11 protein-coding genes are annotated in these 18,483 nt (G+C 48.2%); 8 read left to right on the top strand and 3 right to left on the bottom strand.

The annotated features are described in order from the left end of the window. Nucleotides 1–91: 91 nt before the first annotated feature. The 7 genes from JT719_RS19190 to JT719_RS19160 all read left to right on the top strand — a co-directional run bounded on the left by JT719_RS19190 (nt 92) and on the right by JT719_RS19160 (nt 13,686). Entirely contained in the window at nt 92–652 is a 561-nt protein-coding gene (locus JT719_RS19190) for an acyltransferase (protein ID WP_242693359.1), read from the top strand. Between the two features lie 32 nt (nt 653–684). After that, nucleotides 685–1,944, top strand: a complete 1,260-nt coding sequence (locus tag JT719_RS19185) for a glycosyltransferase (protein ID WP_207435352.1) — start codon at nt 685–687, stop codon at nt 1,942–1,944. 121 nt (nt 1,945–2,065) lie between these two features. After that, the gene (locus tag JT719_RS19180) at nt 2,066–2,890 is read left to right on the top strand and encodes a glycosyltransferase family 2 protein (RefSeq protein WP_207435351.1); all 825 of its coding nucleotides are present in this window, start codon (nt 2,066–2,068) and stop codon (nt 2,888–2,890) included. A gap of 20 nt (nt 2,891–2,910) precedes the next feature. Next, complete coding sequence (locus JT719_RS19175; RefSeq protein WP_207435350.1) at nt 2,911–3,360, top strand: VanZ family protein; 450 nt, start codon at nt 2,911–2,913, stop codon at nt 3,358–3,360. A gap of 22 nt (nt 3,361–3,382) precedes the next feature. Next, nucleotides 3,383–3,931, top strand: coding sequence for a WcaF family extracellular polysaccharide biosynthesis acetyltransferase (locus tag JT719_RS19170; protein ID WP_207435349.1), 549 nt, complete (start codon nt 3,383–3,385; stop codon nt 3,929–3,931). Between the two features lie 73 nt (nt 3,932–4,004). Further along, nucleotides 4,005–5,255: a WcaI family glycosyltransferase gene (locus JT719_RS19165; RefSeq protein ID WP_207435348.1), complete on the top strand. Its 1,251-nt coding sequence runs from the start codon at nt 4,005–4,007 to the stop codon at nt 5,253–5,255. 658 nt (nt 5,256–5,913) lie between these two features. Then, on the top strand, nt 5,914–13,686 hold the full coding sequence (locus JT719_RS19160; protein WP_278251890.1) for a malectin domain-containing carbohydrate-binding protein: 7,773 nt from the start codon (nt 5,914–5,916) through the stop codon (nt 13,684–13,686). A 373-nt stretch (nt 13,687–14,059) separates the two neighbouring features. Here JT719_RS19160 and JT719_RS19155 read toward each other — a convergent pair whose 3' ends face one another. The 3 genes from JT719_RS19155 to gmd all read right to left on the bottom strand — a co-directional run bounded on the left by JT719_RS19155 (nt 14,060) and on the right by gmd (nt 16,398). Beyond that, nucleotides 14,060–14,218, bottom strand: coding sequence for a hypothetical protein (locus tag JT719_RS19155; RefSeq protein WP_207435346.1), 159 nt, complete (start codon nt 14,216–14,218; stop codon nt 14,060–14,062). A 125-nt stretch (nt 14,219–14,343) separates the two neighbouring features. After that, nucleotides 14,344–15,285, bottom strand: coding sequence for a GDP-L-fucose synthase (gene fcl / locus JT719_RS19150; protein WP_207435345.1), 942 nt, complete (start codon nt 15,283–15,285; stop codon nt 14,344–14,346). Continuing rightward, complete coding sequence (gene gmd / locus JT719_RS19145; RefSeq protein WP_207435344.1) at nt 15,286–16,398, bottom strand: GDP-mannose 4,6-dehydratase; 1,113 nt, start codon at nt 16,396–16,398, stop codon at nt 15,286–15,288. A 578-nt stretch (nt 16,399–16,976) separates the two neighbouring features. Here gmd and JT719_RS19140 point away from each other — a divergent pair. Continuing rightward, nucleotides 16,977–18,368, top strand: a complete 1,392-nt coding sequence (locus tag JT719_RS19140) for an undecaprenyl-phosphate glucose phosphotransferase (RefSeq protein ID WP_207435343.1) — start codon at nt 16,977–16,979, stop codon at nt 18,366–18,368. Nucleotides 18,369–18,483 lie beyond the last annotated feature (115 nt).

Below are 18,483 nucleotides of genomic sequence, written 5' to 3'. Positions count from 1 at the left end.
AGTACTCACCTTTTTTCTGCCCTGGTTTCTCAGACGAAGAGCTTTAAAGCTGTTTTTCGGCTATAAAATCCACCCGAAGGCCAAAATAGGTATGGCCTGGGTTTTCCCTAAGAAATTAGTGATGGGTTCTGGCGCTCACATTGACCATTTCACGGTGGCCATTAACCTGGATTGTATTGAAATGAAGGAAGATACCACTATTGGAAGAAGCAACTGGATCACCGGCTTTCCTACCCAAACCCAATCGCAGCATTTCCACCATAAGGAAAACCGCAGGGCCGAACTGAAACTGCATACCGGAGCCGCCATCACCAAAAACCATCATATAGACTGCACCGATCTTATTACCATTGGTGCCTTTGCCACCGTAGCCGGGTATGACTCGCAGCTACTCACCCACTCCATTGATGTTGTGAAGAATAGGCAGGACTGCGCCCCCATTACCATAGGTGATTATGCTTTTGTAGGTACCAACGTGGTCATACTAGGTGGAGCAACCTTACCAGCCTATTCGGTTTTAGGCGCCAAATCCTTATTGAACAAAAAACACAGAGAAGAATGGATGCTTTACGGCGGGGTGCCGGCAAAGGCCATCAATGAAATCCCGAGCAGAGCAAAATACTTCACCAGAACAGAAAGCTTTGTATACTGATTTTACCGAGTTATACCAAAATCAACCTGAAAATGAAAGTACTACACGTGATACCCAGCATGGATCCAATCACTGGCGGTCCCTGTGAGTGCATTCGGAATTCATTGCCTGAACTGGAAAAGCTTGGTTTACAGAATGAGGTGCTGTGCCTGGATGATCCGGCCTCGGCCTTTATCGCCAGAGATCCGCTTACTATCCATGCGGTTGGTCCTAATAAAAGCCCGTGGCAGTACAGCAGTAAGTTGTCTCCGTGGTTAGAGCAAAACATAACCAGGTTTGATGTGGTAATTGTGCACGGCTTATGGCTTTACCACAGCTACACCGTCAAAAAGATCATATCAGACTACAAGAGCAGACTGCTGGCGGACCAAAGCAAGTCTGCCAGGATTCCTAAAGTGTACCTGATGCCGCACGGCATGCTTGACCCTTATTTCCAGAAAGCCAGCGGCAGAAAGCTGAAAGCACTTAGAAACCTGGCTTATTGGAAGCTTATTGAAAAAGATGTCATCAAAAAGGCAGATGGGGTGCTGTTTACCTGCGAGGCTGAACTTCAACTAGCCCGCAACTCATTTCAGCCCTATAAACCCAAAAAAGAGATAAATGTAGGTTTAGGGATACTTGCTCCGCCAAAAGCGACACCCGACATGTACAGCACTTTCCTGGAGAAATGCCCCGAGCTCAAGAACCGATCCTACATCCTCTTCCTGAGCCGGATCCATGAAAAAAAGGGAGTAGATATTTTATTGAAGGCCTATGAAGGAGTCATCAAAGCCAAACTAGAGAGCCCAGATCCATCACCTGCCTCAGGCAAGACACCTGGCAACTTATCAGATTGGCCCATCCTGGTGGTGGCCGGTCCGGGTTTAGACACACCGTACGGAGCCTATATCCAGCAAATAGTGGCAGGATCTGAATGGCTGAGAGACTTCGTGATTTTTCCGGGGATGTTAACGGGAGATACCAAATGGGGAGCCTTTTACGGCTGCGATGCCTTCGTTCTGCCCAGCCATCAGGAGAACTTTGGGATAGCGGTGGTAGAGGCGCTTGCCTGCAACAAACCAGTCCTGATCTCAAACCAGGTAAACATCTGGAAAGAAATTGCAGCAAGCGGTGGAGGCATAGTCGCAAGCAATACTTATTCCGGCATCAAAGGCCTCCTGAAGTCATGGTTGAGCTTATCTGAGGAAGAAAAGAAGCAGATGAACAAACTGGCTTACTCTGCCTATGAGAACAATTTTGCTGTGACTCCGGCCGCCCAAAAACTCTCGCACGCCATTCAGGGACACTACTGATATTGCCCATCGCTATTTCTAAAGGACCTCCACCTGTTGGCCAACGGCAGCAACATCCTTGATTTGATTGACTTATTTAAAAACCAGCCCTAAAACGCAATCGGGTTTACCCTCTTTCACCATGGCTACAATAACTTCTGATAGCTTAACCGCTCTGATTCTGACTTACAATGAAGAAGACAACATAGACCGGGTGCTCATGCGGCTACAATGGCTGGAGAGAGTGATTGTGTTAGACAGCTACAGCACAGACGCTACGTTAGAAATTATAGAAAAGTACCCTAACGTGGAGGTGTTCTTCAGGAAGTTTGACACCCACGCCACACAATGGAACTACGGGCTATCCCTTGTCAAAAGTGATTGGGTACTCACCCTGGATGCCGATTATGTGTTGCCAGATGAGTTCATTGAAGAAACAAAGGAGTTTATTCAAACCAGTGAGAAATCGGCTTACTTTTCCCAGTTCAGGTTCTTGGTATTTGGCCGGTCAATCCTGGGCGATAACACAACCCCGCGCCCCGTTCTATTTAAGCTAGACCAATGCATTTACTATGACGATGGCCATACGCAAAGGCTAAAGATCACCGGGGAAACAGGGTATTACAAGTCTTTCATTTACCATGATGACAGAAAACCCTTAAGCCGATGGCTCAAAAACATGGATGGGTACGCTATCCTGGAATGTAAAAAGCTTTTGAACCCCCATGACCCAACCATCAATTCCTTCACCAACAGAATCAGAAGAACAAAAATCTTAGGCCCAATCTTTATTTTCTTTTACTGCCTGTTCATTAAGGGTCTGATTTTCAGCGGCTGGGCAGGATGGCATTACACGCTCCAAAGAACTTTAGCTGAAATAATATTCTCACTAAGATTAGTAGAAGCCGAGAAATTGAGCAAATACAACCCGCAAACAAAAGTCAAGCAGGATATTGTCAAAGTATAATACACCTATGAATTAGCTTTATGAATTCATTTAAAACCTTCTTTTTAATTTTATATTTAGCTACTTTAGTATATACCGTCTTCTTTCTTCAAAGAAGGGAATTCATTACCTGGGACAAGAACATTGTTCAACCAGTCCCTTTTAAGAACACTATAAATTCTTATATTTTATTAAAAGAAGGACACACTACAAAAGCACTTTTGGTATTCTTTTTATCTAACATAATTGGCAACATACTCTTATTGCTCCCCCTCCCCCTCTTTATACTTGCTTTAACCCAAACCACTAATTATAAAGCCGTTTTCATTACAGGAGTTAGCACCAGTGTTTTAATAGAAACAATCCAATACCTATTTAGAATAGGTATTCCTGACATAGATGATCTTATTCTAAACACAACCGGAGTTGCTATTGGCATTGCCCTTTGGAAAACTATTTTCCACAACAGAGTGAAGCCCACTAGCAGTTAAATAGCCATTTAGTATTCACCTTATGCAAACAGACCTATCTAAGTTTACGACAGGAGATTATGAAGAGAAATTCAAACTAAAAACCCCCATTTGGTTCTTAATCAACTACTACATCTTCAACAGTTCACTTCCCTGGCCTTACGCTTTTAAACGGTTTTTACTTATACTTTTTGGGGCTAAAGTTGGCAAAGGGCTGATCATTAAAACCAGGGTCAGGATAAAGTATCCGTGGCGGCTGACCCTTGGGGAACACTGCTGGATTGGAGAATCTGTATGGATTGACAACATGGAAAATGTGGACATAGGCAATCACGTCAGCATTTCGCAGGGTGCTATGCTCTTAACCGGCAACCATGACTATACAATCAGTCATTTTCCTTACCGGTTGGGGAAGATCAAAATTGAAGATGGAGTTTGGATTGGGGCTAAGTCTGTGGTCTGCCCAGGAATTGTTTGCCGGTCCCACTCCATCCTAACGGTTAATTCAGTGGCTTCCAAGAACATGGAGGCCTGGAAGATATACGCCGGAAACCCCGCCAATCATGTCAGGGACCGTATCATGAAATGTTAATTACCGCCTATTAATTTGCCAGTATAGGTTCCATTTGAGTACACGTCACCCTAATAGTATAGCGTACAGGTTTATGCAGAAGCGCAAGAAATTACTGCTGATTGGATATAACTACCATCCTGAACCCACCGGTATTGGCAAGTACAGCGGGGAAATGATTGACTGGTTTGCAATGAAAGGATATGATTGCACCGTCATCACAACCTACCCTTACTATCCGTACTGGAAAGTACAAGAGCCTTACTTTAAATACAGGTATTGGTTTTTATCAGAGAGCAAAGAATTTGAATCTGGGGGTACTATAAAAGTACACAGATGCCCTATTTATGTTCCTGAGAAGCCCTCCGGCGTAAAAAGAATGCTGCTGGATTTCTCATTTCTGGTATCGGCAGGTTTCAAATTGCTACAACTAATTCCCAGCAAGAAATTTGATTATGTTATCACGGTAGTTCCTTCTTTTATGCTGGGGATTCTTGGCATTTTTTACAAAAAGGCCCGGAAATCGAAACTGCTGTACCATATCCAGGATTTACAGATTGAAGCAGCCAGAGATCTGCAAATGATTAAGTCCCAGAAAGTAATTAACACCTTATTCAGGATTGAGAAACATATCTACAATCAATGCGACTTAATCACCAGCGTTGGCGAAGGAATGATAAAAAAGATAAAAGATAAAACCAGCGGTAATGTTTCCTTATTTCTCAATTCAACAGATTTAAGCCTGTTTTACCCAATTCAGGACAAAACCAGCCTGAAAACCTCTTTCGGCTTCAACCCGACTGATTTTATCTTTCTTTATTCTGGGGCCATTGGGGAAAAGCAAGGCCTGGAAGCAATCCTGCATGCGGCAAAAGAATTCAGAGAGGAACCCCATGTCAAGTTTCTGATCTGCGGTTCCGGTCCCTACAAACAAAAACTTGAGGCTACGGCCACCGAGCTACAACTAAGCAACGTCATTTTCTTTCCATTGCAGCCCAAAGAAGTTTTCAATGAGTTCTTAAACATGGCTGATGTGCACTTGGTCATCCAGAAAGCGAATGCCGGAGATTTGGTGATGCCTTCTAAACTTGCCACCATCCTGGCTGTGGGCGGTTTGGCTCTGGTAACGGCTAACGAAGGCTCTAACCTGTATTCTTTAGTGGAAGAGCATGCCATGGGGCTTCTGGTTGAGGCCGAGAACCAGCAAGCCTTGAATGAAGCGATAAGAAAAGTAACCACCGAAGTTGACCCTGCTTTTTCCAGGAATGCCCGCTCGTACGCCGAAAACAATCTCTCAATAGAAAGCATTATGAGCTCCTATGAAGAACTTATGACACAAAGCTGATTTTTCAGGATTTAACTTTGTTGTTTTTAAACTCTTATCTACTTTAGAATATATAACAGCAGTGAATTTTTAGAACAACTATTTCTTAGAAGACCATATATCAAATACTATCTTAGCTAATAAATCAAAACCTATTACTAACATTACCTGATAATATGATAATGGATAGTCTCAACATCAATCTACTATCCAACGGTTAGTTGCCAACCCTCCTCTTCCTTGCGGCTTGTACTTAATAAACCCAGAATTTATAGCATACTAAATACCCATAATCTTATTCTATTATAACTATACCTAGCAACTACTAACCCAAAGAAAAGACACCACCCTTAGCACCCTCCCTTACTTACTTGACCATGAATGCTTTTTGACAGGCGGTTAAGTAAAAACGATCCTCTCTTCTATGCTATTTAACAGTTACTTAAGGAGTAAAACTCAAGCCACCTCAACATTATGTTTACTTTGAATTAGCAAGACATTTCCTAGGCAGCTCCCACATTAAAAAGACATTAAAATTTAAGCGATTAACTTTTAAGTTAAATTTTTTATTAGCATATTCAAATAAACAAACTCCCTTCCTTTCAAATTTCGGCTAGAAAGGCTACAGACTACTTCTCTTTCTCCAAACAAACTCAGAAGAAATAAAACAAACAGGCGTATGTCAACAACAACTACTGTATCTAGTCAGAGGCACTTTCTTGCTCTTTTGATACATATTCTGATTTTATTTCTCCCATTCGTCAGTTATGGGCAGTTACCAAGCACTTTCCAGAAGGTTGAATTATTAACCGGGCTAAAAAACTCCGTGAATATGGAGTTTGCGCCAGATGGACGGATATTCATCCTGGACAGGTACGGGGAGATGATTATTTACAAACCTGCCACCCAGACCTCAGTGTCTGCCGGCACCCTGGAAGTCTTCCATGACATGGAAGATGGTTTACTGGGGATCGCCTTTGACCCTCAATTCACCACCAACAATTTTATCTACCTTAATTATTCAGCACCCAACCTCCCCAAAAACAGGGTCTCCAGGTTCAAGATGAACGGAGACAAGTTAGACTTGTCTTCTGAGGTGGTAGTGCTTGAATGGACAGCCGACAGAAACGGCTACTATCACTCATCCGGAGACTTAGACTTTGACTCTAAGGGCAACTTATATATTGCTACGGGAGATAATACCAACCACTCCTCCTATGCAACCCTTAATGAAGTAGACAAGGACCAAAGCTCTGAAAGGACCTCCTCCAATACAAACGACCTCAGGGGCAAAATACTCAGGATTAAACCTGAGGCAAATGGCACCTATAGTATCCCGGCGGGCAACCTGTTCCCCAACGGGGATGGCGGAAGGCCTGAGATTTATGTAATGGGGGCCAGAAACCCTTTCAGGATCTTCGTGGATAAAACCAACACCGACTGGCTTTTCTGGGGCGAGGTTGGTCCGGACGCCAACGCAGAAAGCAACCTGGGTCCTGAAGGGATGGATGAAATAAACCTGGTGAAAGGAGCCGGTAATTACGGTTGGCCTTATTTCTCCGGGAAAAACGAAGCTTACCTGAACACCTACGCTGAGCCTAACTTCTACTACGACCAGACCAACCCGGTCAACTTATCAAAGTGGAACACAGGCGCTAAGTTTCTTCCTCCAGCCCAACCCTCCTGGCTGGAATTTTTCCATAAATGCTATCTGGCAGGGCCAAGGTATTATTATAACCCCAACATTAACAACCCTAAAAAACTGCCCTCTGATTTTAACCAGGCCTTTTTCTACTATGATTTCAACGAGAGCAAGATCTGGGTGGTCAAAATGGATAACAATGGCAACATAGTATCCAATCAGCAGTTTGCGCCAAACGTGATCAAAGGGTCTGGTTTCATTGAATTGAAGATTGGCCCCGATGGACAGCTGTACATACTAGAATATGGGGCCGGGTGCTGCCCTGGCAATACCGGTACCGGTAAGCTTGTACGGGTAGACTTCACGGGCATTGACTCCAACAAATCACCGCTGGTAAGCTTATCCGCCAATGTTACCTCTGGCCAGTTGCCATTAACCGTAAACTTTTCCAGTGAAGGAACTTCAGACCCAGACGGAGATGCCTTAACCTACCAATGGGATTTCCAATCTGATGGGGTGATAGATTCAAATGTAAAGAATCCCTCTTTCACGTACACCGTGAAAGGCATTTTCAATGCCCAGGTACGGGTAACAGACGCAAGAGGAGCTTTAAGTTCAAAGTCTATCCAAATCCACGCCGGTAACACTGCCGCCACCTTCCAGTTCAAGACTCCTATAGATGGTGGTTTGATCAGTTGGGGAGATGACATCAATTATGATATTGGTATCACTGACCAGGAAGACGGCTCTACCGCCAATGGAACCGTCAGTTGCAGTTCCTTGCATCTAATTCCCTCCTTTGGGCACCTGGGCCACTCTCATGACGGCTTAACCATTAACCAGTGTAAGGGTACATTCAACCTCAATCCGGAAGGCCATGACGCCCAAGGACAGGATGATATCTACTATGTATTCAAAGTCAACTACACAGATAAAGGCGGTCTTACCTCTTTTGACCAGGCTACGGTTCATCCCAAGTTAAAAGAGGCAGAATTCTACAGCGCACAAAGCAATACCAAGCTCATGGACAACACAGATAAGCTTGGCGGTGGATTGTACTCTGTAAGGGCCCTGGGACATAATGCCCACCTGGTATTGGCCGGAAGGAACCTGACCAATATATCCTCGGTCATTTACCGGGTAGCTGCTACTCTGGGTGGAACGATTGAAATACACGTTGGTTCACCCACCGGAGCGCTGATCAGTACGGCAACTATCCCGTCAACCGGCAACTTCAATACCTGGGTAAACGTGGAAGCTCCCGTTACAAACCCGGGCGGGAAAAACGATTTATACTTTGTATTCAAGAGAAATGCAGGTGATGTCAACCTCTTTGACGTAAACTACATTGAGTTTATTGGAGCCGGTGTTTCCATAGACAAAACACCACCTAACATTTATTCAATAGTAGCTCCCAACCCTACGCAGATAAATGTTAAGTTCAATGAACCGCTAGATGCCGCTTCTGCCCAGCTTGTAGCCAATTACGCGATCAATAACGGCGTCACCATTTCTTCGGCTACCCTGCAGCAAGACAGAAAAACAGTTATACTTAAAACCACTAACCTCATTGTTGGAGTTGACAATGAACTAACGGTAAGCAACCTCAAAAACGAAACCGGGGTAACGCTAACCCAAAGCATCTCCAAAACATTCAGGTTAGAAGAAGCCTTAGTCAGGATTAATGCGGGCGGGCCAAGGGTAGATGTCAATGGGGTTACCTGGAGCCAGAGCCAATACAATACAGGAGGATCTACTTACGCCAAAGCCAATCTTCCCATTAACAATACTACCGCAGACGTCATTTACCAGACGGAGCTATTTGGCAATATGACGTTCAACATACCAGTACCACAGTCTGGGGTGTATAACGTTGCCTTACACTTCGCTGAGTTATACCACGGGGTAGACAATACAAATGGCATTGGATCCAGAATCTTCAATGTGACCGTAGAGAATGGGCAGGGTTCCCTGAATAACTATGACATCATTCAAAGAGCGGGCGGTGCTGCTACGGCGGCAATTGAGAACTTCTACGGCCTCAGGGTAGATGATGGCTTTGTGACCATCACCTTTACAGGCGTAAAAGACCAGGCCAAAGTATCAGCCATTGAGGTTTCTTATGGTAAAGAAACCGTTCCAGAACCATCCATCTCTATCCTGAAGCCAGTAGATAACGCCACGGTAACTCCCTCTTTCACCCTCACAATGGAGGTGAAAAACTGGGAGGTTGGCGAAGGAACTACCCACATTCATAAGTTCCTGGATGGGGTAGACAAAGGAGAAGTATACAGCACAGGCCCAATCACCTACAGCAACTTGCCAGTTGGGCCGCATACCATTAAACTGACCCTCATGAATGCAGATCACACGCCCACAGCTTACAGTGACGAGGTTGCGGTGAATGTGATTGCGGAAGCTGTGTGTGAAGACGTTCCATTCCCTACCAGTTGGGCTGAGCGCACCATTGGTACTGAAGTGCCGTATCGTTCCCCTTACATCTATTCCGCAGATATAGACAAAGATGGGTTGAAAGATGTGGTAACCGGAGCCTGGTGGTATAAGAATCCGGGTACCGCTACCGGTACCTGGGTGCAAAAAGCGATTGGTGCTCCTATGAACAACATGGTGCTGATCCATGACTTTGACAAGGACGGAGACCCAGACATCTTTGGTACCCAGGGTACCTACATAAGTGCAAAAATGGCATGGGCCCAGAACGATGGCAAAGGTAACTTCACCATCCACACCAACATACCAGATGGTACCTCCACGTACTCAGAAACCTTTATCGCGGGTGCTGCCCTTGGTAACTTCAACGGGGTCACCAATACCCAGATTGCCATTGTCTGGAACGGGGCAGAATCAAGCCATTCTCCGGTGCAAATGCTAACCGTTCCGGCAAACCCGGTAAGCGAGGCCTGGACAATCAGATCTATTTCCCCCAATGCGGTTGGTGAGTCAATCTCTGCCGGCGACATTGACCGGGACGGAGACCTGGATCTTTTCCAGGGGGCCAACTGGCTCAGAAATGACAATGGTTCCTGGACCACATTTTCCACAGGCATTAACCTCCCTACTTTCTTTGACCGGAACGCCCTGGCTGACCTGAACAAAGATGGCATTTTGGATGCAGTAGTCACTCAGATTGGTTCTAACCAGGAAGTGAGCTGGTTTGTACCACCAGCTGACCCAACTCAAACCTGGACCAAAAGAACGATTGGTACTGATGTGGACGGAGGGCTTAGCCTGGATGTAGTAGACATTGATTTTGATGGCGACCTGGATATTACCACCGGTGAGTGGCAGGAAGCTCACCGCCTGATTGCATTTGAAAATGACCTCTGCAACACAGGTACCTGGATCAAGCATATCTTACACCCAGGTGGCACCACAGCACCAGACCATCATGACAGTGCGATAACAGTAGACATTGACAATGATGGAGATTTGGATATGCTTTCCATGGGATGGGACAAACGTATCCCGAGGATTTATATCAACAACGGAACTGGCACCACCACGAACGTACCACCAACAGTAGCCATCGCTATCCCAGACCAGACTACTACCACAGGGGCTAACTACAGCTACACTTTCCCGGCAGGTACCTTCACTGACCCGAACAACGACCCATTAACCTACACCGCCGCGTTGACCACCGGGGCCGCCCTTCCGGGCTGGCTGGCCTTCAACGCAACTACCCGCACCTTCAGCGGCACTGCCCCAACCACCGCCGCCACCTACGCCATCCGGGTGACAGCCAACGACGGCAAAGGCGGCACCGCCACCGATGACTTCAGCCTGGCCGTACAGACCGGCACCGGCGGAGGCGGCACTACCGTGCGTATCAACGCTGGGGGAACTCAGGTTACTGCTGCTAATGGAGATGTTTTCAATGCTGACCAGTATTTTGGTGCAGGAGAAGCCTTTACCAACACGCAAATTGTTGACATTGCCGGCACCTCAGACGATGCCTTGTACCGCAGTGAACGCTACGGTTCATTCAGCTATAACATACCAGTTACATCGGGCACCTACCGCCTGCGCCTGCACTTTGCTGAAATCTACTTCGGCGCCGCTGGCGGCGGGGCTGGCGGCAACGGCAAGCGGGTCTTCAACGTGACCGCTGAGGGGCAGACCATCCTGAGCAACTTCGACATCTACGCCCAGGTGGGCGCCATGACTGCTCTGGTGAGAGAGTTCCAGGTGAACGTGACCGACGGGACACTGAACGTAGCTCTCTCCTCCGTAGTTGAACATCCTAAGATTTCAGCCATTGAGGTAATCCCGGCCGCGGGAACGGTGAACCAGCCGCCGGTGCTGGCTGCCGCCATCCCCGACCAGAGCGCCACGGTGGGCACCGCCTATAGCTACAGCTTCCCCACCGGAACCTTCACCGACCCGAACAACGACCCATTAACCTATACTGCCACGCTCACCACCGGGGCCGCCCTGCCCGCCTGGCTGGCCTTCACCGGCGGCACCCGCACCTTCAGCGGCACCCCGCCGACCGGCAGCACCGGCACCTACGCCATCCGCGTGACGGCCAGTGACGGCAAGGGCGGCACCGCCACCGACGATTTCAGCCTCACAGTACAGGCCGGAACGCAGGTGAACCAGCCACCAACAGTAGCCGCCGCTATCCCGGATCAGACCACCACCACAAGCGCAGCCTACAGCTACACTTTCCCGGCAGGTACCTTCACGGATCCGAACAATGATGCTTTAACTTACACCGCCGCGCTCACCTCCGGGGCCGCTCTGCCTGGCTGGCTGGCCTTCAACGCAACTACCCGCACCTTCAGCGGCACTGCCCCAACCACCGCCGCCACCTACGCCATCCGGGTGACGGCCAACGACGGCAAGGGCGGCACCGCCACCGATGACTTCAGCCTGGCCGTGCAGACCGGCACCGGCGGAGGCGGCACCACCGTGCGCATTAACTCTGGCGGGTCGGCAGCCACTACCTCTTTGGGCGCCTTCGTGGCTGACCAAAGCTTCACCGGCGGCACGGCCTTTACCAACACGAAGATTGCTGACATCGGCGGCACCACCGATGACGTGATCTACCTCAGCGAGCGCTACGGCGCCCTCTCCTACAACATACCGGTCACCTCGGGCACCTACCGCCTGCGTCTGCACTTCGCCGAGCTCTACTTCGGGGCGACCGGCGGCGGGACCGGCGGCAACGGCAAACGGGTCTTCAACGTGACCGCTGAGGGGCAGACCATCCTGAGCAACTTCGACATCTACGCCCAAGTGGGCGCCATGAATGCCCTGGTGCGGGAGTTCCAGGTGACCGTGACCGACGGAATGCTGAACCTGGCTCTGGTTCAGGTGATAGAGAACCCTAATATTTCAGCCATTGAGGTAATCCCGGCCGCAGGAACGGTGAACCAGCCACCAACAGTAGCCGCCGCCATCCCCGACCAGAGCGCCACGGTGGGCACCGCCTACAGCTACAGCTTCCCCGCTGGCACCTTCACCGATCCGAACAGTGACGCCCTAACCTACACTGCGGCACTCACCACCGGGGCCGCCCTGCCCGCCTGGCTAGCGTTCACCGGCGGCACCCGCACCTTCAGCGGCACCCCGCCGACCGGCAGCACCGGCACCTACGCCATCCGCGTGACGGCCAGTGACGGCAAGGGCGGCACCGCCACCGACGATTTCAGCCTCACCGTACAGGCCGGAACGCAGGTGAACCAGCCGCCAGTGGTGTCTATCCCTATCCCGGACCAGACTACTACCACAGGGGCTAACTACAGCTACACTTTCCCGGCAGGTACCTTCACCGATCCGAACAACGACCCGCTGACGTATACCGCCATCCGTGGGAACGGCAATGCCCTTCCAACCTGGTTGACCTTCAACGGCGCCACCAGAACCTTCAGCGGCAAGGCCCCGGCCACCGCAGTGAGCTTAAACATACAGGTAACGGCCAGTGATGGAAAAGGCGGTACTGTTTTTGACACCTTTAATCTAAGCGTGCAAGCTCCTTCGGGTGGCACCACGGTGCGCATCAACGCGGGCGGACCGGCAGCCACCACCTCAATGGGCGCCTTCTCGGCTGACCAGTACGCCGCGGGCGGCAGCACCTACACCAACACGCAGATCTCTGACATTGGCGGCACCACCGACGACGTGATCTACCGTAGCGAGCGCTACGGCGCCCTCTCCTACAACATACCGGTCACCTCGGGCACCTACCGCCTGCGCCTGCACTTCGCCGAGCTCTACTTCGGGGCGACCGGCGGCGGGCCCGGCGGCAACGGCAAGCGGGTCTTCAATGTGACGGCCGAGGGGCAGACCATCCTGAGCAACTTCGACATCTACGCTCAAGCGGGCGCCATGAACGCCCTCGTAAGAGAGTTCCAGGTGACTGTGACCGACGGAACGCTGAACCTGGCTTTGGTCAAAGTGATAGAGAACCCTAAAATCTCTGCCATTGAGGTGCTCCCGGCTACTACCACCACAACTACCCTGGCTTCACAGGCTATCAACTCTAAGACGAACAAGCTGGCAGTTGATGTGGAAAAAGCGGTAAGTGCATTCCCTAACCCGTTTGAAAGCAGCATCAACCTGAGAATTAAAGCCGAAGAACCACAAGTGTACCACATAAGGGTTTATGATGCTTTAAGCAGAACTATCTACCAGAGCAAGGTGACGTCTAACGCGAAAGAGGCAACTCTCTACTCAATTGACTTAGCCAAGAAATCGCTCAAAGCAGGTGGTTTGTACTTCATCCACGTGGAAAGTAAATCCATCAGCTATAAGGAGGTGTTCAAGATGGTGAAAGGCCAGTAAAGCCTGCTTGTTGAAATCTAACTTTTAGCTAATCATTCAAAAAGGGAAGGGACTCAGGGGTAAGCTAAGCTTATCCTTTGAGTCCCTTCCTTTTTTTGCCAGTTCAGTTACCAGGGGCGATCTTTACCGCTTTGATTAGAAACCGACTCGGCAAAGCCTTTCATTTTCTACCTGTTTCTCAGAAAACAGCCCCGAAACGGAAGTGCTGTCCAAAACTTACTTTCTTTAGCTGACTCCAACCTGCACGATGCGGTTTGCTATTCAGGTTCTCAAAAAAACTCTTCAGGAATAAAGGTTATTGATTTGATAGTCTCTTGTTTGAGAATGGCTGAGCTTGGGGTAAGGAATGTCAATGATTGAGACGGGATTCCGTTTATGGGCTGTTTTCAGGAAAACAGGCATAAAACAGCGCTTTGGTTTTCTGCTCTTCTCTGCTATCTGGAAACAAACCATCACTCATGCACAATGCAACTGGTGACGGAAGCCTTGCTGTTTGACCTCCAGATCTCTGCCACAAGTAAGGCATTTTCATGGAAGACATCGGTTCACCTGGAAGTTGAAAAGCCGGTAGCAGGAAAAACAAGCAGGATATAACCCAAAGAAAAAGCCGATGGTCTTAACCATCGGCTTTTTCTTTGGGTGTGGGTAGTGCTTTGCCTACATACTCCACTCATATTCTTTTTCTAGTATGTCTTCTACTACCATTTGCACGCCTTCCTCTAAGGAAATCTTTGCCTTCCAGCCGTAGGAATTCAGTTTGGAGACATCCATCAGTTTACGGGGAGTACCGTCTGGCTTGGTTTGGTCCAGGACAATCCTTCCCTCGTATCCCACTATGTTTTGGATGAGTTTCGCTAAATCCAGGATAGAAATGTCTTCGCCTACGCCTATGTTCACCAATCCTGCTTCGTTGTAGGTCTTCATCAGGAACAGGCAGGCATCTGCCAGATCATCGGCATGAAGGAATTCTCTTCTTGGAGTTCCGCTGCCCCAGATCTCTACTTCGGGTTGCTGGTTATCTCTGGCCACAATGAACTTCCTGATCAGGGCCGGCAGCACATGCGAATTCTGGAGATCATAATTATCATTGGGTCCATACAGGTTGGTGGGCATCACGGAGATGAAGTTGCAGCCGTACTGAGAGCGGTAGGCATCGCACAACTTTATGCCCGCAATCTTGGCAATGGCGTAGGGTTCATTGGTGGGTTCCAGCTCCCCGGTTAAGAGATACTCCTCTTTCAACGGCTGCGGTGCCAGTTTGGGATAGATGCAGGAAGACCCCAGGAACATGAGCTTTTTTACGTCATGGAGATAAGCGGCATGGATGACATTGTTCTGTATCATGAGGTTATCATACAGAAATTGGGCCCGGTAGGTGTTGTTGGCTACAATACCGCCCACCTTTGCCGCCGCCAGGAAAACGTAGTCTGGCTTTTCTGAAATGAAAAAGTCACTGACCTGCTGCTGGTTGCGCAAATCAAGTTCTTTGGAGGAATAGGTTACCAGATTGGTGTAGCCTTCTTTCTCCAATCTCCTTACGATGGCAGAGCCAACCATGCCTCTGTGGCCGGCCACATAGATTTTATCGGTGGGTTGCATCTATTCAAACTGGGTGTTGATCTGGTAACCTGCCTCTTGCAGAATTCGCTCTTTCCGGAAGTTTTCCACATCGGCTTCCATCATTTCCTTCACCAAAGCGGCTAAGTCATATTTAGGCTGCCACCCCAGTACGTTTTTCGCCTTGGAGGGATCTCCTATCAGCAATTCCACTTCTGTTGGGCGGAAGTATCTTGGGTCTACCGCTACTACTTCTCTGCCGATTTCTAACAGGAAGTCAGGGTTGGAGCAGGAAGCGACAATACCTCTTTCGTTGGTGCCTTCGCCCACAAATTCCAATTCAACGCCCACCTCGCCGAAAGCCATGCGCACAAAGTCCCGCACGGTAGTGGTCACGCCGGTGGCAATGACAAAATCCTGCGGGGTATCCTGCTGTAAGATCAGGTACATGGCTTCTACATAATCTTTGGCATGCCCCCAGTCTCGCTGCGCATCCAGGTTACCCAGGTAGAGTTTGTCCTGCATGCCTAAAGCAATTTTGGAGGCACCTCTGGTGATCTTACGGGTCACAAAGGTCTCGCCTCTCAGGGGGCTTTCATGGTTGAACAAAATACCGTTGCAGGCAAACATGTTGTAGGCCTCGCGATAGTTGACGGTAATCCAGTAGGCATATAGCTTGGCTACGGCGTAAGGCGACCGTGGGTAGAAAGGCGTGGTTTCGCATTGCGGCACGGCCTGTACCAGCCCGTAGAGCTCAGAAGTGGAAGCCTGGTAAACGCGGGTTTTCTGCGTCAGGCCCAATAACCGCACAGCCTCCAGAATACGGAGAGTCCCCATTCCATCGGCGTTGGCGGTATATTCCGGTGTCTCGAAGCTTACCTGCACGTGGCTCATGGCCCCGAGGTTATAGATCTCATCTGGCTGAACCTGCTGGATAATCCGGATGATATTGGTGGAGTCGCCCAGATCCCCGTAGTGCAGCCTTAGGTTCACGTGCTCTTCATGGGGATCCTGGTACAGGTGGTCTATCCTATCAGTGTTGAACAGGGAACTTCTGCGCTTTATACCGTGCACTTCGTACCCTTTGCTTAGCAGCAGTTCGGCCAGGTAAGCACCATCTTGCCCTGTTATACCTGTAATCAATGCCTTTTTCATGTTGTACGCTACTTAATTGAATAGAAACTTTGATATAGCTTTAAGCCTGGAAACATCTGGAGTGAAGGAGTTTTTGCCTGAGAGGACTGGATTTGCCTGTAGCAGATGGTGTTTGTTGTTTTGAAAGACCAGCAGGAGTTTTTCCTTTTAGCTTCTACTTCCAAAAACAAGCCAGAAACAAAACTTGTATTTAGTTAACAATCAATAACTTACGCAAAGCATTGAAACCTGTTTCTGGCTTAGGCAGCAAGCACTTAAATTTATATTAACTTAACAACCTCTGTCAGACAAGAATCAGTTTGTTCAGGAATTCATGGCAGCCTGTTACATAGGTAAACCGGCACGGGAGGTATATTTTAAGTTATCTGCTAAGCTGGTTTAAGAGCAGCAAATAAGCTTTTGCAGGCCTTTTAAGGCACTTAGAGTAGGATTTGAGATTATCCAAATGTATAAAAATTAAATCTAATTTTTTATTTTTATTTTAATATTTTATTTAGTTTATTCACAACACTGCTCCCTTCCTCGCGATAAACTCATAAATAATCAGAATTAAAGTCTATTACTATGTTTATTATACTATGCCATATAAGTATACCACTATCTTTAAATGGATAAGTATATCAATAGACTATACGCTGCTCAATTTTTCCTTATCCATAGGTTTACTGCTCTCCAACCCAGCTTACTTTGATTCAGGCGTTCCAGATCAATATAAGCTCAACTGTCTTTTGTGCAATCTCATCTGGTTTTACTGTGCCAACCTGGTTGAACTTTACCAAAACGTGCTCAGCAGGGAGGCGGTGCCAACGCTCAAGGCTACCGTCCTGGCCCTTGCCATGTACTTCCTGGGGCTTCTGGCGTTGAAAGTATCGCTTCAGCATTTAGCCCTATCCTTTGAGTTTGTATGGCTGAGTTCTTTTTTGTTTGGCTTTCTGATTCTGAGCGGGAAAGTCACCTTCCTGTTCATCCGTAAAACCAAACGCCACTTACTCATCAACTATAAGAAAGTAGTGATCATTGGGGCGGGCAAAGCAGGCAAAAGGATACGAGACTACATCAACAAAACCCCGCACTTAGGCTACAAGGTGGAGGGATTCTTTGATGACACAGAAGACAGAAACGCCAACCATGAAGTACTAGGCACCATTGACCAGTGCTTTCTGTACGCCAAAGCCTTTGGAGTGTCTGAGATCTTTTACACGCTTCCTAGCACAGATTACAGCAGTGTGGACGCCCTCATGCAGGAGGCCGATAAACACATGATCCGCTTTAGGCTGGTACCGGAGGTAAACTATCTATTTGAGAAAGAATTGTTCATTGATCTGTACGGCCCTCTTCCTATTCTTACCCACCGACTGGAACCACTGGAAGACCGAGCCAATAGATTAGTGAAGCGTGCGTTTGACTTGTTCATTTCCTCAATAGTGGTGGTGCTGGTGCTGAGCTGGCTGGTGCCCTTGATGGCGATCATCATTAAAATGGAATCAAGAGGTCCGGTCTTCTTTCGGCAATTGCGGTCTGGCAGGTACAACAAGCCCTTCTATTGCTTCAAGTTCAGGAGCATGACCGTGAACAATGAGTCAGATAATATGCAGGCTACCAAAGGCGACGCCCGGGTTACCAAAGTGGGGGCATTTATCAGGAAAACAAGCATTGATGAACTGCCTCAGTTCTTCAACGTTTTGCGGGGCGATATGTCTGTGATTGGTCCCCGCCCGCATATGATAAAGCACACCGAGGATTACTCCGCAGTAATTGACGAGTACATGGTGCGCCACTACCTGACTCCTGGCATCTCTGGCTGGGCCCAGGTAAATGGGTTCAGAGGGGAAACCAAAGACACTGAAAGCATGCAAAAAAGAGTAAAGGCGGATATCTGGTACTTAGAGAACTGGTCTTTACTCCTGGACCTTAAAATAGTGTTCCTTACCATCTGGAAAGCCATAAGAGGTGACCAAAACGCCTATTGATTAAACTCCTACCCACAGCTGGTTAGTAAAAGATTAAGGCCCCGTTTCAGGCGTGATTTCTAGAAATCACGCCTGTAACGGGGCCTTTCAAATGGTTTAGTTTAAAATTATGATG

This window comes from Sabulibacter ruber (genome assembly GCF_017355955.1).
In the GTDB taxonomy this organism is placed as follows: Bacteria; Bacteroidota; Bacteroidia; order Cytophagales; family Hymenobacteraceae; genus Nibribacter; species Nibribacter ruber_A.
Note: the sequence above shows the minus strand (reverse complement) of the source record. Positions and strands in the feature narration are given on the sequence as shown.